Here is an 18935-nt window from a genome sequence, read left to right as displayed (position 1 = left end):
CCTCACCTTATGGTGTTGTCGTGAATCAGAAGCGTCCGGCGCCGCCCGCACCGGAGCCGCTGACCCCGCTGATCGACGCGCACACCCACTTGGACGCCTGCGGTGCCACCGATGCCGCCAGCGTGACCGCGATCGTCGACCGTGCCGCTGCGGTGGGCGTGCAGGCCGTCGTCACCATCGCCGACGACCTGGACTCCGCGCGCTGGGTGACCGAGGCCGCTGACGCCGACTCACGCGTCTACGCGGCCGTCGCACTGCACCCGACGCGCGCCGACGCGCTCACCGACGAGGCCAAGGCCGTCATCGAGCGACTGGCCGGGCACCCGCGCGTCGTCGCGATCGGCGAGACCGGCATGGACATGTACTGGCCGGGCAAGCTCGACGGCTGCGCCGAACCCGCCGCCCAGCGCGACGCCTTCGCCTGGCATATCGACCTCGCCAAGCGCACCGGCAAGCCGCTGATGATCCACAACCGCGACGCCGACAGCGAGGTCCTCGACGTCCTGGCCGCCGAGGGGGCACCGGAGACGGTGATCTTCCACTGCTTCTCGTCGGACGCGGCGATGGCCCGCACATGTGTGGCCAACGGCTGGCTGCTCAGCCTGTCCGGCACGGTCAGCTTCAAAAACGCAAAAGCGCTGCGCGAAGCCGCCCGGCTGATCCCGGCTGACCAGCTGCTCGTCGAGACCGATGCGCCGTTTTTGACCCCGCACCCGTATCGTGGGGCCCCGAACGAGCCGTACTGCCTGCCCTACACAGTGAGGGCGCTCGCCGAAGTCGTCGAGCGCCCGGCAGAAGACCTTGCCCAGGCAAGTACTGCAACTGCCCTACGTGCGTATGGGCTGGAGAGTTGCCGCCCCTAGGCCGATTCGTTACCGTGCTGTGATCGAACGGGGGGGTCGGCCCAGCCGACGACCGTCCGATAGTCGGGGATAGACCAGGCAATTGAATACTCTTAATAAGCTTCACGAAGCGCGCTCGCCGATGCTTCGCCTGCTGGTTGGTGCGATGTTGCTCGCACTCACCTTCGCGGGCGGGTACGCCGTCGCCGCGCACAAGACTGTCAAACTGACCGTCGACGGCTCCGAAATGACGGTTGCCACGATGAAGTCGCGCGTGATCGATGTCGTCAAGGAGAACGGCTTCGACGTCGGCGAGCGCGACGACCTCTACCCGGCAGCCAACGACGAGGTGCACCAGTCAGAATCGATCGTGCTTCGCCGCAGTCGGCCCCTCCAGATTTCGCTTGACGGACAGAACAGCAGGCAGGTCTGGACCACCGCGTCGACCGTCGACGAAGCACTGGCGCAGTTGCGGATGAGTGACAAGGCGCCTGCCGCCGCATCCCGCGGCAGTCGCGTCCCGCTTGCCGGTATGTCACTGCCCGTGGTGAGCGCAAAAACGGTGCAGCTCAACGACGCTGGCGTGATTCGCACGCTGCGCATCGCAGCTCCGAACGTCGCGGCTCTGCTCGAAGCTGCGGGTGTTCCGCTGATGCAGAAGGATGCCGTCGTGCCCAACGCGTGGGCGCCGATCGTCGACAACATGCAGATCCAGGTGACCCGCATCCGGATCGACAAAGTCACCGAGCGCATGCCGTTGCAGCCCGACAACAAGCAGGTCCCCGACCCCACGCTGAACATGAGCCGTCAGGTCGTCGAGGACCCGGGGACGCCGGGCACCCAAGACGTCACCTTCGCCGTCGCGACCGTCAACGGCGTGGAGACCGGCAGGTTGCCAGTAGCCAATGTCGTTGTGAATCCGGCCCGCGACGGCGTGCTTCGCATCGGCGCCAAGCCGGGCACAGAAGTTCCCCCGGTAACAAACGGACCTGTCTGGGATGCCCTCTCTCGGTGCGAAGCCGGAGGTAACTGGGCCATCAATACCGGCAATGGATTTTACGGTGGCGTTCAATTCGACCAAAACACCTGGGAACGACAGGGCGGTCTGCGGTATGCTCCGAGGGCGGATCTGGCTACAAGAGAAGAACAGATCGCGATTGCTGAGGTCACTCGGGCGCGACAAGGTTGGGGCGCGTGGCCCGTGTGTAGCGGGAGGATTGGAGCGCGCTGACTATTCGACTCCTCGGGCGGACCGAGATACGACACCTGGCGAAAGAGATCGACTTCAGGCCCCGAAAGTCTTTCGGCCAGAACTTCGTCCATGACGCGAACACCGTTCGCCGTATCGTTTCGGCCTCCGGTGTCAATCGGCACGACCATGTTCTCGAGGTCGGTCCCGGCCTCGGCTCGTTGACACTGGCCCTGCTCGACAGGGGTGCCAGGGTGACGGCCGTCGAGATCGATCCCGTGCTGGCCCGTCAGCTGCCGAAGACCATCGCCGAGCATTCGCACAGCGAGATCAACCGGCTCACGGTGCTCAACCGCGACGTCCTCACAGTGCATCCGCCCGACCTCGAAGAGCAGCCCACCGCGCTGGTGGCCAACCTGCCTTACAACGTCGCCGTTCCAGCCCTGCTGCACCTGCTCGCCGAGTTCCCGTCGATCCGGACGGTGATGGTGATGGTGCAGGCCGAGGTCGCCGAGCGACTGGCCGCCGAACCCGGTGGCAAGGAGTACGGCGTGCCAAGCGTGAAGGTCCGGTTCTACGGCAACGTGCGGCGCTACGGCATGGTGTCGCCGACGGTGTTCTGGCCCATTCCGCGGGTGTATTCCGGGCTGGTCCGCATCGACCGGCACGAGGTCTCGCCGTGGCCGACCGACGCCGACTTCCGCACCCAGGTGTTCAACCTGATCGACGTCGCGTTCGCGCAGCGGCGCAAGACGTCGCGCAACGCGTTCGCCGAGTGGGCGGGTTCGGGCAACGAGTCGGCCCGACGCCTGTTGGCCGCCAGCATCGACCCGTCCCGCCGCGGCGAGACGTTGTCGGTGGCGGACTTCGTTCGGCTGCTGCAGCGCTCTGGAGAGTGGGAGGCCACGCCTGCCGCGCCTGCCCCGCCACAGCCCGCCGTGACGCAGCCCGCCGAACCGCAGACCCAGGAGCAGCCGGCGCAGCAGCCGCAGTTTCGCGTGATCTAACGCAGCGCGCGCGTGATCAACGCGATGAACTCCGCGCAGGAGTCGTACCTGTTGTCCGGGGTTTTCGCCAACGCTTTGCTCATCATCGAGTCGAAGGCGTGCGGCAACCACCTGACTTTGCGGGAGAGCTTCGGCGGTGGAGCGTGCAGTTGCTCGTCAACCAGTTCCATCGACGTAGCCGCGGTGAACGGCGGCGAGCCCGTGATCAATTCGAAAGCAGTACACGCCAGTGCATATTCGTCGGTTGCTGCCGACGGCGCCTGCCCGCGCAGTAATTCGGGCGCCGAGTAGGGCAGCGACGCCTCAACGTGTGTGGGCCTGTGGCGCATGTCCTCGGCAACCGCGTGCGCGACGCCGAAGTCGATCAGCACCGCGCCGCGTGACGAAAAGGGCAGCGATACAAGGATATTCGAAGGCTTGACGTCACAGTGCACGATGCCGAGCCGATGGGCGTAGTCCAGTGCGTCGGCGATCTGGGCCAGCGCAGCCAGCTTGTCGGGCAGGCCGACCAACTTGGTCGCGGTGCCGCCGTCGACCAATTCCATTGCCAGCCAACCCTCGCCGCATTCGTACATCTTGATGATGTGTGGATGGTCGAGCTGGTGGGCGAAGTCGAATTCCCGTTGGAGCCGGGCGATCTGGGCAGGGCGACGGTGAAAATCGTCGAGAATCTTCAGCGCCACACGGCGATCCGGGGCCGTGGCGTCATGTGCCAGATACACCGTCGCATAGCCCCCGTGGCCGAGCGCGGCGTCGATGACATAGCCCTCGTAGAAGCCGCCGAGTGTCACCACGCCCCCAGCCTAGGGTTTGCTGGCGGTATTCGCTTGCCAGGAAAGGTGCTTTCGGTACGTGTGCCGCCCGCCGCGGCGATAGTGTCGTGCCGTGTCTGCCTCCGACGGAAACGCCGCCTCCGAGTGGGTCCCCACCGGGTCGGTCACCGTGCGAGTGCCGGGCAAGGTCAACCTGTATCTGGCCGTCGGTGATCGCCGCGACGACGGCTACCACGAACTGACGACCGTCTTTCACGCAGTCTCGCTGCTCGACGAGGTCACTGTGAGCACCGCCGACATGCTGTCGCTGGAACTGGCGGGCGAAGGCGTGGATTCGCTGCCAACCGACGAGCGCAACCTGGCCTGGAAGGCCGCGGAGTTGATGGCCGAGTACGTGGGGCGGGCGCCGGACGTCGCGATCTCGATCGAGAAGTCGATTCCTGTCGCCGGTGGGATGGCTGGTGGGAGTGCGGACGCGGCCGCGGTGCTCGTCGCGATCAACACGCTGTGGGAGCTCGGCGTGCCGCGTCGCGACCTGCACACGCTGGCCGCTCAACTCGGCAGCGATGTCCCGTTCGCGTTGCACGGCGGCACAGCGCTCGGCACAGGCCGCGGCGAGGAACTGGCGACGGTGCTCGCCCGCAATACATTCCACTGGGTGCTGGCGTTCGCCGATGGCGGCCTGTCCACCCCGGCGGTGTTCGCCGAAATCGATCGACTGCGCGACACCGCGGGCGCGGGCCGGGATGCGCCGCCGAGACTCGAAGATCCGGAGCCGGTGCTAGCAGCGTTGGCGTCGGGCGATCCGGCCGAACTGGCGCCGCTGCTTGGCAACGATCTGCAGGCCGCAGCGGTGAGCCTCGACCCGGGGCTGCGGCGCACGCTTCGCGCCGGCACCGACGCAGGCGCACTGGCCGGGATCGTGTCCGGGTCCGGTCCGACATGCGCGTTCCTCTGCACCTCGGCCTCGGCGGCCGTCGACGTCGGCGCGGAGCTGGCCGGGCGGGGCGTCTGCCGCACCGTGCGGGTGGCCAGTGGGCCGGTGCACGGCGCGAGGGTCGTGCCCACCCCGTCGACATCGGTTTGATCACGATCTGGGTGTGACCCAGGTCGCAATTATCGCTTCGGTTTGGCGGTTACTTAAGAGTTGCTTAAGATGATCGACGGTGAAAGCTAGCGGTCAGGAATCGGGCGCGATCTTTTCAACCTCCGGTAACCCCGGCGGTGGATTGGTCGGATATATAGACAAAACCCCGATTCGAGACCTAACCGCTCCCAAATTGTGTGCGCGCCTTCCGGAAAGCGCCCTCTATCAGCGGGAGCATTACTCTCAGGCATTTGCTCTGGGACCGTCTAGGAGGATGTCGTGAGCAGATTCACCGAGAAGATGTACCACAACGCCCGCGTCAGCAACCGCGGCATGGTCACCGGTGAACCGCACGAACCCGTACGCCACACCTGGGGTGAGGTCCACGAGCGCGCGCGTTGTATCGCGGGCGGTCTGGCCGCTGCGGGCATCGGGCTCGGCGACGCGGTCGGCGTGCTGGCCGGCTTCCCCGTCGAGATCGCGCCGACGGCGCAGGGCCTCTGGATGCGTGGCGCCAGCCTGACCATGCTGCACCAGCCGACGCCCCGCACCGACCTGGTGATCTGGGCCGAGGACACGATGAACGTCATCGGCATGATCGAGGCCAAGGCCGTCATCGTCTCCGAGCCGTTCCTGGTCGCCATTCCAGTGCTCGAGGAAAAGGGCATCAAGGTCCTCAAGGTCTCCGACCTGCTCGCCTCGGACCCGATCGATCCGGTCGAGGTCGGCGAGGACGACCTGGCGCTGATGCAGTTGACGTCCGGCTCGACCGGTTCTCCTAAAGCCGTCCAGATCACGCACCGCAACATCCATTCCAACGCCGAGGCCATGTTCATCGGCGCGCAGTACGACGTCGACAAGGACGTCATGGTCAGCTGGCTGCCCTGCTTCCACGACATGGGCATGGTCGGCTTCCTGACCATCCCGATGTACTTCGGTGCGGAGCTGGTCAAGGTCACCCCGATGGACTTCCTGCGCGACACCCTGCTGTGGGCCAAGCTCATCGACAAGTACAAGGGCACCATGACCGCGGCGCCGAACTTCGCCTACGCGCTGTTCGCCAAGCGGCTGCGCAAGCAGGCCGAGCCGGGTCAGTTCGACCTGTCGACGCTGCGGTTCGCGCTGTCGGGCGCCGAGCCCGTCGAGCCCGCCGACGTCGAGGACCTGCTGGACGCGGGCAAGCCGTTCGGTCTGCGGCCCGACTGCATTCTTCCGGCCTACGGCATGGCCGAGACGACGCTGGCGGTGTCGTTCTCCCCGTGCAACGCCGGTCTGGTGGTCGACGAGGTCGACGCCGACCTGCTGGCCGCGCTGCGTCGCGCCGTCCCCGCCACCAAGGGCAACACCCGCCGGCTGGCCTCGCTCGGCCCGCTGCTGACGGACCTCGAGGCCCGCATCATCGACGAGCACGGCAACGTCATGCCGCCGCGCGGTGTCGGCGTCATCGAACTGCGCGGTGAGTCGTTGACGCCCGGCTACCTGACCATGGGCGGCTTCATCCCGGCGCAGGACGAGCACGGCTGGTACGACACCGGTGACCTCGGCTACATCACCGAAGAGGGCAACATCATCGTCTGCGGCCGCGTCAAGGACGTGATCATCATGGCCGGGCGCAACATCTACCCGACCGACATCGAGCGCGCCGCAGGCCGCGTCGAGGGTGTTCGGCCCGGCTGCGCCGTCGCGGTGCGACTGGACGCCGGGCACTCGCGCGAGACGTTCGCCGTCGCGGTCGAGTCCAACGCCTGGCAGGACCCGGTCGAGGTGCGTCGCATCGAGCATCAGGTCGCCCACGAGGTCGTCAGCGAGGTCGACGTGCGGCCGCGCAACGTCGTCGTGCTCGGGCCGGGCACCATCCCGAAGACGCCGTCGGGCAAGCTGCGCCGGTCCAACTCGGTCTCGCTCGTCACCTAACCGGCGCACCAACCCGCGAGCGGCCGTGTCTGTACATAGACACGCCGCTGAAGCATGGCAATTTGCGGTCACTCGCGGCTGTTCGCCATAGCGTGGCGGATATGGGACACAGTGCTGGTGTGCACTTGTGGGTCGACGCCACCGCGGGCATCGCGGGCGACATGTTGTTGGGCGCATTGATCGACGCAGGCGCCCCGCTCGGCGCGGTCGAATCCGCGGTGTCCGCCGTCGTCCCCGGCGAGGTTGCGCTGCTTACGAGCACAGTGCACCGGGCCGGTCTGCGCGCGCTGAAGCTGGACGTCGAAAGTCGCGCCGAGGATCACCCGCACCGCTCGTGGGCGCGCATCCGATCGATGCTCGAGGCGGCTGAACTCCCCACCGGGGTCCGCGCGTATGCGCTCGCGGCGTTCGCGCGGCTTGCCGACGCGGAGGGGCGAGTGCACGGAGTCCCAACCGACGACGTGCACTTCCATGAGGTGGGTTCGTGGGATTCCATCGCCGACATCGTCGGAGTGTGCGCAGCTGTGGCCGAGCTCGGGGTCACCCGCGTCACGGCCAGCCCGGTAGCAGTGGGCTCCGGCAGGATCGGCTCGGCCCATGGCGACGTGCCGGTGCCACCGCCGGCGGTTCTCGAGCTCGCCAAGGGGTGGCGGATCGTCGCGGGAGGTGAGGGGGAGCTGGCCACGCCCACCGGCATGGCGCTGATCCGTTCACTGGCAGACGAGTGCGGTCCGATCGGGCCGATGGAGATCACGTCGGTCGGCGTCGGCGCGGGCGGACGAGACATCCCTGGGCGCGCCAACGTTGTCCGCGTCGCGCTGGGCACTGCCGTCGCTGACCGGCCCGCGACCGACAGCATGTGGGTGCTGGAGACGAACGTCGACGACATGGATCCACGGGTGTGGCCGACGGTGCTGGCCGCGCTGCTCGAGGCAGGCGCCGCCGACGCCTGGCTGGTGCCGATCGTGATGAAGAAGGGACGGCCGGCACACACGCTGTGCGTGCTCACTCACGATGCCGAGCGGGAAGCGTTGCGCGACAATGTCTTTGCGCTGACTTCGACGATAGGCGTGCGGGAGACGCGGGTGTCGCGGGTGGCCCTGCACCGGGAATGGCGGCCCGTCGTGCTGCCCGGCGGCGAGGTAGGGATCAAGGTGGCGGTGCAGGACGGTCGCATCGTGCACGCCACCCCCGAGTTCGACGACGCGGCCGCGCTGGCCCGGGCCCGCGATGTGCCGGTGCGCCAAGTGCTCGACGAGGCGATCGCGGCCGCCGACGCCGCGAGGCTACGACCCGGCGAGCGATGGCCGGACGCGCCTCGCGATCAGGACGGCGCGGCGATCTGAGCGGCGAGATGGCCTGCGCCGTAACCGTTGTCGATGTTCACCACGGCGACCCCGGGCGCGCAGCTGTTGAGCATCGTCAACAGCGGTGCCAGGCCCTCGAACGCCGCGCCGTAGCCAGTCGACGTCGGCACCGCGACCACCGGCGCCGCGACCAGCCCGGCAACGACCGCGGGGAGCGCCCCGTCCATGCCCGCCACCACGACGATCACCCTGGCCGCGCGGAGGACGTCGAGGCGGCCCAGAATCCGGTGCAGGCCCGCGACGCCGACGTCCATGATCAGGTCGGCTGGACGGCCGAGGTGCCTGGCGGTGAGCAGCGCCTCCCGCGCGACGGGCGCGTCGGCCGTGCCTGCGGCCACGACGAGGACCCGGCCACCCACCGGGTCGGGCGGCTCCGGCGGCCACGCCAGCAGCCCGCTGGCCACGTCGTGGACGGCGTCGGGCAGCTCGCCAAGTATCGCCGCGGCGTGTTCAGCGTCTGCACGAGTGAACAATGTGCGGGCGCCGTGGCCGCGCAGCGCCCTGGCGATCAGCCGGACCTGTTCGGGCGTCTTGCCCCGGCAGTACACGGCCTCGGGATAGCCGCGTCGCGCCGCTCGATCGAGATCAAGGTCGGCGAACGCGGTCAGCGCCTCATCAGGCTCCCAGGGCTCCGTCATCGAGGTCACGATCTCACGAAGCGATCGCACTGTCACCGACCGCGGGCGCAAGCGTGGGCGAGCGGTACGTCGCTATCCGCCCGGCACCGGCCAGGCCAAGGTGTTTCATTTCCGTGAGGACTTCGGCGGCCAGTGTGGGCGACGCCTCGAGTGCCGCGTGCGCCGACGAGTCCAACTCAACCCGAAAGCCGTTGCCGAGCAACCGAACTCGCACATCACGCGGCTGGACACCGGCTCCGGCCAGCCGTGCTCGCAGCGCGATCTCGGCACGCTCCACCAGACCCAGCCTGCCGATGGAGACCGGTACTCCCACCGCGATCCGGGAGGCCAGGCACGGCATCGCCGGCTTGTCGGCGACGGGCAACGACCACGCCTCCGCCAGCGTCCGGATCTCCTGCTTACCGAGCCCGGCGTCGGCAAGCGGTTCGACCACGCGCAGCTCGCGGGCCGCGCGCAGGCCGGGACGGTGCAACGCCCGGTGGTCATCGGCATGCGTGCCGGTCGCCACATGTGCGATGCCGCGCTGGACCGCGAGCTCGCTGACAGCGCTCAACACGGTGCGTTTGCAGAAGTAGCAGCGATTGCCCGCGTTTTCGCGGTAACCGGGATCGTCGAGCTCGGCGACACGGACCTCGACCAACTCCGCCCCGAGATCGGCGGCGACCTGCCGCGCCTCGATGAGTTCGGTACGGGCGAGGCTTGGCGAGTCAGCGATCACGGCGAGCACCCGGTTGGTCGGCAGTGCGCGCAAAGCCGCGGCCAGCACGAGCGTGGAGTCAACTCCACCGGAAAACGCGACAGCCACACTGTCGAGTGATCGAAGGGTGGCCAGCAGCCGGTCGGCGGAGGTGGTCATGCTGCCCCGACCTCCTCCGCGGCCAGGCGGCCGCGGATGCCGCGCACCGCATTGCCGACGATGTCGACGCCTTGTTCGGTGAACAGCGATTCCGGGTGGAATTGCACGCCCTCGATCGGCAGCGTCCGGTGCCGAACTCCCATGATCTCGCCGTCGCTCGACCAAGAGGTGGCCATCAGCTCGGCAGGCAGCGTGTCGGCGTCGATCACCAGGGAGTGGTAGCGGGCGACCGTCAGTGGGTTCGGTAGTGCGGCGAAAACTCCACTGCCGTCGTGGGTTATCTCCGAGCACTTCCCGTGCATCGGCGCGGCGGCGTGGCGGATGCGGGCGCCGAACGCCGCGCCGATCGCTTGGTGGCCGAGGCACACCCCGAAGATCGGGAAGGTGTGCCCCAGCCGCCGGATCACGTCGATCGAGATACCCGCGTCGGCCGGATCGCCGGGGCCCGGGGAGATGAGGATCAAGTCGGGGGCGAGGTCGGCGACCTGTTCGACAGTCACCTCGTCGTTGCGGTACACGACGCAGTCTTCGCCAAGATCTCCCACGTACTGCACGAGGTTGTAGACGAACGAGTCGTAGTTGTCGATGACGCAGATCATGTCGCGTCTCCTTTCAGGGTTACCCCAAGGGCCCGGGCGGCCGAGCCGAGTTTGGCCAGGCATTCGGCGTACTCGCCCGCCGCGTCGGAGTCGTGCACGATGCCGCCTCCCGCCTGCAGGCGAATTTCCCCGTCGCACAGCACCATGCTGCGAATGGTCAGCCACAGGTCCACATGGGACAGTCCGAACGAGCCGACCGCGCCCGAGTACAGCCAGCGCCTGCTCGGCTCGAGGTCGTCGATGATCTCCATGGCGCGGACCTTCGGCGTGCCGGTCATCGTGCCCGCCGGAAACGTCGCCCGGATCAGCTCGTCGGTTCGCCGGTCGCCGCGGATGTCGCCGTACACGTCGGAGGTCAGATGCATCACGTGCGAGTAGCGCTCCACGTCCATCAGCCGCTCGACGGAGACACTGCCCGGCCGGCATACCCGGCCCAGGTCGTTGCGAGCCAGGTCGACAAGCATCCGGTGTTCGGCAAGTTCCTTGATCGACGACCGCAGATCCGCTTCGGCGCGCTGGTCGGCGAGGCTGTCGCGGCCACGCGGCCGGGTTCCCGCCAGCGGGCGGATGAGCGCCCGGCCGTCGTTCAGCGTCAGGCACGGTTCGGGTGAGGCGCCGACCGCCTCGAACCGCGGGCCCGCGTACCAGAAGTGGTAGGGGGAGGGATTGATCGCGGTCAGCCGCTCGAAGATCGCCAGACCGTCCACAGTGGCCGGTGCGGTCCAGGCGGTGGACAGCACCAGCTGGAAGACGTCGCCGTCGAGGATGTGTCGCTTCGCGCGGTCAACCGCGGCGGCATACTCATCGAAGCTGAATCCGAACCGGCCTGCGCCGACGGCGACGAGGCCGAGCCCTGCGCCGGCACGGTTCAGCCTCCTCGCGACCCATTCGGCCGCGGCGCGTGCGGCGGCGGCCGACGGGCCCCGACCGATGACCTGCCCGTGGTCGTCGGTGAACTGGATCAGCGTCTCGGGCAGGAAGAACTCGTATACCGGCCGATCGGCCGCCGGGTGGCGGCTGGGCAACCTCTCGAAGTCGCGCACTGCGTCATAACCCAGCAGCCCGTACCAGGCCGCCTCGGCAGACGGGGTGTCCGTTGGGATATCCAGTGCGGCAAGGAAATTCACGGCATCGGCCAGCGGCGCGTGGCCCGCGCCACCGGGATGGGAGACGACGGCGAGCTCTCCGACCGCCAGCGTTGCGCGACGACCGTCGGATCCGGCGGTCAGCATGACCCGCCCGGTGTCACGCAGCGCCGCGGCGGCGGCGACCGGGTTGATCGAATTCGCCAGCGGAATGACATGGCGGTACAGCCGCGATCCGGCGGTCAGCGCAAGCGAGGTAACCGTGCTGCTCTGAAGAATCGTCATCCCCGCACACCTTCCAGCTGGGGCGGCACCCGGAACTGGGTACGTTCGTGCGCGCCGACGGGCTTGCCCATCGCGTAGCGGAAGGCGGCCAGTTGGATCGCGCGGGGCGGGCAACCCTCGATGAAGATGCCGAGATCGCGGCTCTCGTAGAGGCAGTTGCCGACCAGGACCACCGCACCGCGCAGTGGCGGCATCTGCACCTGCGGACCGGAGATGATCGTCATCTCGCCGTCCCAGTCGCGCAGTTCGTCGGCGAGTGCGCGCATCGCGCCTGCGACGAACCGGCTGCACGCCGGGCAGGCGTGCTCGGCGTGGATGTGGATGCCTGCGCGCGGCGCGACGATTTCGACCGGTGCCTTGACCATGTCAAAAGCGAGCTCCGCCAACGGCGTTCCGAGCAGGTCGATGTCCTCGAGCGCGAGCGGACCCATGCCGCGCTGGTGTGCGTCGCGCAGATAGGCGACGCTGTTCGGGTCGAAGCCGGCCAGCACGCCGACTGCGACGTCGAGGGCGACCGCATTGCGGCTGGCGGCCAGGAAGCCGACCCAGCGTGCGCGCCCGTCCATCGGGTAGTTGCCCTCGATCACCGTCGTTCCGTCGCAGATGACCAGGTCTTGCGGGCGCATCAGGTTCAGGTCGACGGTGGATTCGTCGACCCCGGCCATGTGCACGATGCGGGTGGTGTAGCCGGGGAGCAGCCCGACCAAGTTCTTCATCGCGTTGGAGTAGACGACGCTGGCGTGCGTGCGCAGCTGGGGCACCCCGATGAAGTAGTCGCAGTCCTCGATCAGCTCGGGCACCGCGATCGGCACCCGCAGCGACGTCGCGCCGGGAATGTTGGTGATGCGCAACGGAAGATCGTCGAGGCTGACCACACGGGCGTATCGGGCGGCCTCGTGGTCGTTGAGGATCTCGTAGATGGCGTGCGTGCGCTCGGCGATCACCGGTCGTGCGCCGTGCTCGGCGACCGCGCGGGCGATGGCCGCCAGCAGCGCCGGGCTCACGTGGAACCCGGGTTCGGTCTGGAACAGGTTCGGCTTGATCAACACCTCGGCGCCTGGGGGCAGGCCTGCCAGCGGCTCGTCGATCAGCTCGAGCAGTCCCTGCAAGACACCGGGCACCGCGGCGTCGTCCGCGACGGGTGCCAGTGCAACGGATGGCCGGAATGAGTCAGCCATCGGTGTCCTCCATCGCGATGACTCTCGTGGGAGCCGCCTCGGCGCCTGCGGCCTTCATCGGCAGGGCGACCAGTTGCACGACCTGCTTGGTGAGCTCATGCATGTTGGTGACGTACTCCAGCAGCGGGATGCCGGCGGCCAGCAGCGCGTGATGCACGGGGGACTCGGCGTCTCCGGGCCGTTCGGTGAGGCAGTCCAGCCCAAACAGGCTGGCGCCGTTGTCGATTGCCCATTCTGCGGCCGAGGGGGTCAGGTACGGCGGAACGTCCCAGTAGTCGGGCCTGCCCCAGTTGTTGTACAGGTAGTCGGTGCGGACCAGCAGCCGGTCGCCCTCCTGCCACACGGGCCGCAGGACCCGCTCCAGATCGTCACCGGTGACCGGCTCCAGCTCGCCCTTGTCGGAGAGGTCGGCGACGCAGGCGCGCCCGATCAGGGTGTGCAGCGGCACCTCGTCGATGCCCTCGGCGCCGGGGAAGAAGTGCAGCCGGTACTCCATGTGCGTCCCGTTGTGGGGGAACACGTGCAGGTACGAGAACGTGCGCTTGGTGCCGTAGGGGTCGGTCTCCGGGGTCATCGTTCTTTCGCTGACGAACTGCGGAAACCAGTCGGCGGGATAGGACGGCATTCCGTCGTAGAAGCCGTGGGTCAGGTCGACGAATCGGGTCATTGGTTTGCTCCTTGCTCGGTGGATGGATCAGCAGGTGAATAGGCAGGTGTTGCGGACTTGGGTGTTGTTGATCATGGTGATGACTGTGCTGCCGCCGGGCGGTACCGCGCGCACGCCGCCACCGCACAGCCCGGCCGGCGTCATGAAGGCGGCCCAGAGTGCGAAATAGTCCGTGCGGGAACCGGTTTGGGGGTCGATCACCGACTCCACATTCGGCTGTACGATTTCCTGCACGAGGCAGCCGGTCTGCGTGCTCTCCGCCAGTGCCTCCCGCCAGGTGCCGGGGTCCACTTCACGTCCGATGAGCACACCCTCGCCGCCGAACAGACCAGTTGGCTTGAACACCAGGCTTTCCCGGCGTTGCACGCATTCGGAGATGAACCGCTCATCGGATTCGGCGCCGCGTCTGCCGAGCATGCGGCTCCACGGCAGCACCCGCTCGATGACCGCACGCTCCTGCGTGTCGAAAACCGATGCGTCCTCGGCGAACTCGGACAGCATCGCGAGCGTGCCTTTGTTCCCGAACACATTGGTCGGCGTCCACACCACGACGGTGCCGTCTTCATGGGCACGAAAGACCGGCTCCATGAGTGCCTCGCCGTCGGGATGGGCGAGCATCTCTTCGAGCCCGTAGTAGCGCAGGATGACGTCGATCGCGGTGCCGTGCAGGTAGGGCTTGCCTGCGCGGAACGTCAACTCGCTGATCTCGCCGACGCGGGTTTCGACGCCCTGCTCGGCCAGCAGCTCACCGATCGCGCGGCGTTGGTGGCCGTAGGTGGCCATGCCGCCGGGTCCTTCCAACACCGCGACCACCGGCTCGGCGGCACCAATTGTCTTGCCCGCATTGCGAAGTGCCGCGGCCAGCTCCCTCGAGGTGTCCAGGTAGCCGAGGCCGTGCTCGGCGGCGAACTCGGCAACCGCGGGGATCTGCAGGTAGGCCTTCGGCAGCGGGCCGACCATGTCCACGCCGCCGAGCGCGCTGCCGATGTTGAACTCGAGAAGCTTGAAAGACGAACCGTCGTAATAGATGTCGGCCCGGCCGTACAGCGGCGGAGCGCCGTCGCCGAGCAGCCTGCGCATCCACGCACCGCGCCGGTCGTCGATGCCGAGGTCCGCGCGGAACCGGTCGAAGTCCCCGTCGAAGCAGCGTTGCGGCAGCGAGGTGACCAGATCGAAGATGGTGGCGAGATCCTGCCCGAAGGCCCGGAACTCGGCCTCGTCGACCATGACAGGGCGGGGCAGCAGCCTCGGCCAGGCCGCCCGCATGGTCTCGGAAACGGAGAGCTGGGCCAGCGCGCCGCGCAGCCTGCTGTCCGGGGTCGCGCAGTCAGCGAGGTAGGCCTGCGTGACCTGGTTCGCGCGTGCCGACATGATTGCCTCCAAGGTGTGAAAAGTCAGACGGATACCGGTGTTTGGGCACCGGCATGCGCGGGGCGGCGGGCCAGGATCACCCGGTACTGCATGAGGATCACGACGCCGAAGAGCAGGTAGATCCCCGCCATCCCGTGGGTGCTCAGCACCGCGCTCAGGCTGACCAGCAGCGAGTTGAGCACCTGACCGAACCGGATGTGCAGGTAGTAGGCGGCCATGTAGCGGGGCCGGCCCTGCTCGGGCGCAAGGTCCGCCAGCAGCGACTGCTGCATCGGCGCGTTCATCAGTTCGCCGATGGTCAGCACCACGACCGCGGCCAGCAGCACCCATGCCGTGTTGGTGATCGCCAGCACGGCGAAACCGCCTACGTACAGCGGGATGCCCACATAGAGCCTGACCCGGTCTGAGAGCCGTCGCAGCAGCGTGTTGACCTGAAGAGCGAGCAGCACGACCAGGACGGTGTTGACCGCCTTGAGCACGCCGAGCATCTGCACGCCGTGCACGTCGCCGAACGGGAAGACGTGCTGGACCCCGAAGTCGTTCGACAGCCGGATCCCGATCGCGGTGCTCAGCTGCCCTTCGAGGGTCAGCACCAGCGTGGCGACAATGATCAGCCGGCGGAACGTCGAATCGGCCAGCACGACCCGGTATCCCTCGGTGAACTGAGCCAACCCGCGCAGCTTGGCGGGTGGGGCGGCCATCCCTGACCGTCCAGCCGATTCCGGCTTCGTCTCGGCCACCAGCAGCACGGTGACGAGTAGGGCGAAGCCCATGCCGATGGCACCGCCCAGGATCACCGCGCCGAAGTGCGCGCCGTAGAGGAAGCCGCCGAGCAGTGCGCCGCTGCCCAGCGCGACGTTGATCACCCAGTAGTTGACCGTGTAGACGTACTTGCGGTCTGCGGGCGGGGTGGCGTCGATGATGGTCGAGTCGTTGGCCGGAAGTGCCATGTTGGTGCCGAACTTGACGATGGCGTAGCTGAAGTAGACGGCCAGCGGGCCCCAGTCGGCGAAGTAGGCCACGGTCATCAGCACCAGGAAGGCGGTGCCGATGAGGTCCCCGGCGATGAGGACCGGCCGACGCCCCCACTTCTCCGACAGATGACCGCCGACCAGCATGCCGAAGACCGCGAACACGGCGAATATCAGGATCAAGGCGCCTGTGGTCGCGATGCCTACGTGGGCCGCGAGGTAAATCGCGATGAAGGTGAGGATCATCGCGTCAATGAGCTTGTGCACGAACGCCAGTCCGATCCTGACCCGAACGTTGCGGTGCAGCGCCATGAACTTCTTCATCGGGCCCCGACCTTTCCGGCTGACGCATAGGCCGCCAGTTCGGCCTTGATCTGTTCGTGCATCCAGTCCGCGCGAGCCAGGGCTTCGGCCGAATCCCAGATCGCGATTGCGGGGATCCCGAAGGCGTCGGCCTCTGCGTTGCTCATGTGTGTAGGCATGAGGGAAATTCTTGTGATCGAGCGGCGGTTTCGTAATCGCCGGGAAGCCAGACTCCGGGTGTCGATGGGGAAGGCTTTCCTATCCGCTAGGTAAGGCACGGTTGGTTCCCGTTGCGCGCGTGGATGTTTCGTCATCAGTCGCGACCTCGACCTTGATCAGTTCCCGCACCCGCGCCGCGCGAGCCTGAGCCTGTGCGGGGTTCTCGGAGGCGGTGAGTATCACGAAGCCGTGCCGGGTCTTGGAGCTCACCGTCTCTGGCAGCACGTCCCCGACTGAGAACGGGAAGCTCAGCGTGTGAACGAAATCCAGCTCCCTGGCTTCGTCGAGGCCCGACACCGACTGCAACACCCCGCTTTCGAAACTGAAGTACGCGATGTGGCCGATGGACTCCGACAGGCCAGGCGCAGGCGGCCGCCCGGCGAGGGCGCCGAACATTGCCTGCTTGATGTCGAAACCCTGAGCGATCTGGATGATGTCGGGGATCTTGTCCCCGCCAAGCCGGGCCTGCGACTCGACGATCCGCGGGCCGTCGGCGGTCAGGATGATCTCGGTGTGCGCCGGGCCGCACTGGTATCCGACGGCGTCGAGCAGCTCCACTGCCAGCGCGGCCACCTCGCTGGTCTCCACCGTTGCCGGCGCGCCGAACAGGTGCCCCTTCTCCACGAAGTGCGGCAGCGGGCCAAGCAGCTTGCGGGTCACCCCGATCACGTGGTGCTCGCCGCGCACAGTCATCGTCTCGACGCTGAACTCCGGGCCGCGCAGGTATTCCTCGACGAGCACCGGCCCGTCGTAGGAGTAGGCGGCCAGTTCGTCGCCCCAGGCGGGCAGATCGGCCGGGTCGGTGAGCAGGTAGATCCCCCTGCTGGCGGACAACGTGGTCGGCTTGACGACGACCGGCAGCGTGAAGTCGGACAGCAGCGCCGCGACGTCCGACCAGTGCTCGGCGATGGCGAACCTGACAGCGGAGATGCCCTTGTCGCGCAACAGGGTTCGCATGGCGAGCTTGTCGTTGAGCAAAGCGACCGACTGCGGTGAGTTGACCGCCTTACCCAGTTCGTCGGCCACCTCGTACGCCAGCATCATCGATTCCTCGCTACCGACATGCCACACGTGGTCGGCATCGGTTTCCCGCACGGCCGCCCGGATCGCGTCGGCGTAGGCGGCGTGATCGGTGAAATCCACCAACCGGAAGCCGTCGGCTTGAGCCTCGACGTCCTTCAGGTACTGGGCGGCCTGCGCGCCGAACAACCGCTGCGCCTCGGCCGGGTCCCAGATCGCGTGGATCCGGAAACCCTCGGCCTGCGCCTTGCGTAGGTATGCCTGGTAGGGCATCACCATCACGAGGTTCGTCATGTCGTCTCTCCTGCTTCCCGGTGGGTGTGCACCGCGATTTGTTGGGCCGCGGCCTCGGCTATCCGGCCGGCCAGGTATGGGTCGTCGGCGGTGGCAAGGACGTGGCCGATCCGGTCCTCGTTCACTCGCAAGGGGTTGACGCGCGCGCCCGGTTCGACGGACACCACGGCCTCACAGACTCCTGGCACCGCAGCGGCGATCTCCAGACCGGTGACGCTGTCCACGACGCCTTCGGGCGCGGTGACGTACCGAATCGCCGCGCCGCGAACGGGATTCGTCTCGATGGCGCTGACGGACTTGCCAAGGTACTGGCGGATCAGCATCTCCATGGTGGACAGCCCGAAGCTGCGGTCCATCAGCTCGGTGATCTGGTCACCGGCAGGCCGTGGGTTGATCTCGATCAGCTTGGGACCCGTTGCGGTGTACTTGATTTCGACGTGCGCGATGCCGAGGTCGAAGCCAACCGCCATGGTCGCGGCCACCGCGGCCTGTTCCAGTTCGTCTCGGATCGGAGCCGGCAACGATGTCGGGAAACTGTGTCCGAGCTCGATGAACCGGTTGCCGCCCCCGACCAGCTTGTCAGTCACCCCGAGCACGCGAACGGATCCCGCCTCGGCAAGCACCTCCACGCTGACCTCGAAGCCGACCAGGCATTCCTCGACGAGCACCTCGGGAGTCCGGGCCTGACCGCGGCGGTTGGTGGGTTGGGACCGCACCGTCGAGAAGGCGTCGATCACCTCGGGCACGGTCGTGCACCGGACGACATTGGCCCCGCTGGTCTCGTCGACCGGCTTCACCACGACCGGTAGGCCGATTTCCTCGGCGGCCTGCGCGGCCTGCTCGGCCGTCGTCACGGCGCGGAATGCCGGGATGGGTACGCCGCGCTCGGCCCAGCGCCGGCGCTGCTCGGCCTTGTTGCGTGCGATCCGGATGGCGTCCGGATCGGGGCCGGGCAGGCCGAGTTGGCGTGCCACCTCGGCGGTCTGAACCACCTCGTACTCGGCGACCGAGAGCAACGCGTCGAGCGGTCGAGTCGCATCGACCTCCTTCACCGCGGCCAGTAGCGGCGCCAGCTCGTGGGTCGCGCAGTAGACGACTTCGTCGATGCAGGTGCTCAATACCTCCGTGCCGCCCGGCGTCGCGTGGTAGCGATCCAGCCCGCAGCTGAAGAAGGTGACGTGCAAGCCCAGCTTGCGCGCCGCTCGTAACGCGTCGAACCCGGATCCGGAGCGGTTCGATTCCACAAACCCGATGTGTCTCATGTGCACAG

Annotated in this window: 18 protein-coding genes; 6 read left to right on the top strand and 12 right to left on the bottom strand. The window is 67.6% G+C overall.

Annotated elements, in window-relative coordinates; translation table 11 throughout:
• The first annotated feature begins 20 nt into the window (after positions 1–20).
• The 3 genes from J3E61_RS03040 (at position 21) to rsmA (ending at position 3038) form a co-directional block, all read left to right on the top strand.
• The gene (locus tag J3E61_RS03040) at positions 21–863 is read left to right on the top strand and encodes a TatD family hydrolase (RefSeq protein WP_210082574.1); all 843 of its coding nucleotides are present in this window, start codon (positions 21–23) and stop codon (positions 861–863) included.
• Between the two features lie 145 nt (positions 864–1008).
• Positions 1009–2073: a transglycosylase family protein gene (locus J3E61_RS03035; protein WP_210085412.1), complete on the top strand. Its 1065-nt coding sequence runs from the start codon at positions 1009–1011 to the stop codon at positions 2071–2073.
• The gene (gene rsmA, locus J3E61_RS03030; RefSeq protein WP_192727029.1) at positions 2070–3038 is read left to right on the top strand and encodes a 16S rRNA (adenine(1518)-N(6)/adenine(1519)-N(6))-dimethyltransferase RsmA; all 969 of its coding nucleotides are present in this window, start codon (positions 2070–2072) and stop codon (positions 3036–3038) included. The genes J3E61_RS03035 and rsmA overlap by 4 nt, the downstream gene beginning before the upstream one ends.
• Here the strand turns inward: rsmA and J3E61_RS03025 are convergent.
• Positions 3035–3832, bottom strand: a complete 798-nt coding sequence (locus J3E61_RS03025; protein WP_210082573.1) for a serine/threonine protein kinase — start codon at positions 3830–3832, stop codon at positions 3035–3037. The genes rsmA and J3E61_RS03025 overlap by 4 nt on opposite strands.
• Before the next feature lie 91 nt (positions 3833–3923).
• Here J3E61_RS03025 and J3E61_RS03020 point away from each other — a divergent pair, with 91 nt between their 5' ends.
• From J3E61_RS03020 to larC, 3 genes are all read left to right on the top strand, one after another.
• Positions 3924–4898, top strand: coding sequence for a 4-(cytidine 5'-diphospho)-2-C-methyl-D-erythritol kinase (locus tag J3E61_RS03020; protein WP_192726972.1), 975 nt, complete (start codon positions 3924–3926; stop codon positions 4896–4898).
• A gap of 279 nt (positions 4899–5177) precedes the next feature.
• On the top strand, positions 5178–6812 hold the full coding sequence (locus J3E61_RS03015) for an AMP-binding protein (protein ID WP_192726971.1): 1635 nt from the start codon (positions 5178–5180) through the stop codon (positions 6810–6812).
• Between the two features lie 101 nt (positions 6813–6913).
• On the top strand, positions 6914–8158 hold the full coding sequence (larC, locus tag J3E61_RS03010) for a nickel pincer cofactor biosynthesis protein LarC (RefSeq protein WP_210082572.1): 1245 nt from the start codon (positions 6914–6916) through the stop codon (positions 8156–8158).
• Here the strand turns inward: larC and larB are convergent.
• From larB to J3E61_RS02955, 11 genes are all read right to left on the bottom strand, one after another.
• The gene (gene larB, locus J3E61_RS03005) at positions 8137–8817 is read right to left on the bottom strand and encodes a nickel pincer cofactor biosynthesis protein LarB (protein ID WP_192726969.1); all 681 of its coding nucleotides are present in this window, start codon (positions 8815–8817) and stop codon (positions 8137–8139) included. The genes larC and larB overlap by 22 nt on opposite strands.
• A 13-nt stretch (positions 8818–8830) precedes the next feature.
• A complete protein-coding gene (gene larE / locus J3E61_RS03000; RefSeq protein WP_210082571.1) occupies positions 8831–9673 on the bottom strand; it encodes an ATP-dependent sacrificial sulfur transferase LarE in 843 nt (280 codons plus the stop codon).
• On the bottom strand, positions 9670–10272 hold the full coding sequence (locus J3E61_RS02995) for an aminodeoxychorismate/anthranilate synthase component II (RefSeq protein WP_210082570.1): 603 nt from the start codon (positions 10270–10272) through the stop codon (positions 9670–9672). The genes larE and J3E61_RS02995 overlap by 4 nt, the downstream gene beginning before the upstream one ends.
• Positions 10269–11642: an anthranilate synthase component I family protein gene (locus tag J3E61_RS02990; protein ID WP_210082569.1), complete on the bottom strand. Its 1374-nt coding sequence runs from the start codon at positions 11640–11642 to the stop codon at positions 10269–10271. The genes J3E61_RS02995 and J3E61_RS02990 overlap by 4 nt, the downstream gene beginning before the upstream one ends.
• Positions 11639–12820 (bottom strand): DUF362 domain-containing protein, encoded by a 1182-nt coding sequence (locus J3E61_RS02985; protein ID WP_210082568.1) that lies wholly within the window; start codon positions 12818–12820, stop codon positions 11639–11641. Before J3E61_RS02985 ends, J3E61_RS02990 begins: the two co-directional genes overlap by 4 nt.
• Positions 12813–13487 (bottom strand): cyclase family protein, encoded by a 675-nt coding sequence (locus J3E61_RS02980; protein ID WP_192726964.1) that lies wholly within the window; start codon positions 13485–13487, stop codon positions 12813–12815. Before J3E61_RS02980 ends, J3E61_RS02985 begins: the two co-directional genes overlap by 8 nt.
• 27 nt (positions 13488–13514) lie before the next feature.
• Positions 13515–14858 carry a hypothetical protein gene (locus tag J3E61_RS02975; protein WP_210082567.1) on the bottom strand — a complete coding sequence of 448 codons (1344 nt, stop codon included), beginning with the start codon at positions 14856–14858 and terminating at the stop codon, positions 13515–13517.
• Between the two features lie 23 nt (positions 14859–14881).
• Positions 14882–16153: an MFS transporter gene (locus J3E61_RS02970; protein ID WP_210082566.1), complete on the bottom strand. Its 1272-nt coding sequence runs from the start codon at positions 16151–16153 to the stop codon at positions 14882–14884.
• Positions 16150–16311, bottom strand: a complete 162-nt coding sequence (locus J3E61_RS02965; protein ID WP_210082565.1) for a hypothetical protein — start codon at positions 16309–16311, stop codon at positions 16150–16152. Before J3E61_RS02965 ends, J3E61_RS02970 begins: the two co-directional genes overlap by 4 nt.
• Positions 16312–16390: 79 nt before the next feature.
• Positions 16391–17665, bottom strand: coding sequence for an ATP-grasp domain-containing protein (locus J3E61_RS02960; protein ID WP_210082564.1), 1275 nt, complete (start codon positions 17663–17665; stop codon positions 16391–16393).
• On the bottom strand, positions 17662–18927 hold the full coding sequence (locus J3E61_RS02955) for an ATP-grasp domain-containing protein (protein WP_210082563.1): 1266 nt from the start codon (positions 18925–18927) through the stop codon (positions 17662–17664). The genes J3E61_RS02960 and J3E61_RS02955 overlap by 4 nt, the downstream gene beginning before the upstream one ends.
• Between the last annotated feature and the right edge of the window lie 8 nt (positions 18928–18935).

This window comes from Mycobacterium sp. OAE908 (genome assembly GCF_017872775.1).
Lineage (GTDB): Bacteria > Actinomycetota > Actinomycetes > Mycobacteriales > Mycobacteriaceae > Mycobacterium.
Note: the sequence above shows the minus strand (reverse complement) of the source record. Positions and strands in the feature narration are given on the sequence as shown.

Bases quoted from the DNA above. Each gene is read 5' to 3' on its own strand.
- J3E61_RS03035 (WP_210085412.1), top strand. From the start codon at position 1,009: ATGTTGCTCGCACTCACCTTCGCGGGCGGGTACGCCGTCGCCGCGCAC.
- larC (WP_210082572.1), top strand. From the start codon at position 6,914: ATGGGACACAGTGCTGGTGTGCACTTGTGGGTCGACGCCACCGCGGGC.
- larB (WP_192726969.1), bottom strand. From the start codon at position 8,817: ATGACGGAGCCCTGGGAGCCTGATGAGGCGCTGACCGCGTTCGCCGAC.
- larE (WP_210082571.1), bottom strand. From the start codon at position 9,673: ATGACCACCTCCGCCGACCGGCTGCTGGCCACCCTTCGATCACTCGAC.
- J3E61_RS02995 (WP_210082570.1), bottom strand. From the start codon at position 10,272: ATGATCTGCGTCATCGACAACTACGACTCGTTCGTCTACAACCTCGTG.
- J3E61_RS02990 (WP_210082569.1), bottom strand. From the start codon at position 11,642: ATGACGATTCTTCAGAGCAGCACGGTTACCTCGCTTGCGCTGACCGCC.
- J3E61_RS02985 (WP_210082568.1), bottom strand. From the start codon at position 12,820: ATGGCTGACTCATTCCGGCCATCCGTTGCACTGGCACCCGTCGCGGAC.
- J3E61_RS02980 (WP_192726964.1), bottom strand. From the start codon at position 13,487: ATGACCCGATTCGTCGACCTGACCCACGGCTTCTACGACGGAATGCCG.
- J3E61_RS02975 (WP_210082567.1), bottom strand. From the start codon at position 14,858: ATGTCGGCACGCGCGAACCAGGTCACGCAGGCCTACCTCGCTGACTGC.
- J3E61_RS02970 (WP_210082566.1), bottom strand. From the start codon at position 16,153: ATGAAGAAGTTCATGGCGCTGCACCGCAACGTTCGGGTCAGGATCGGA.
- J3E61_RS02965 (WP_210082565.1), bottom strand. From the start codon at position 16,311: ATGCCTACACACATGAGCAACGCAGAGGCCGACGCCTTCGGGATCCCC.
- J3E61_RS02960 (WP_210082564.1), bottom strand. From the start codon at position 17,665: ATGACGAACCTCGTGATGGTGATGCCCTACCAGGCATACCTACGCAAG.
- J3E61_RS02955 (WP_210082563.1), bottom strand. From the start codon at position 18,927: ATGAGACACATCGGGTTTGTGGAATCGAACCGCTCCGGATCCGGGTTC.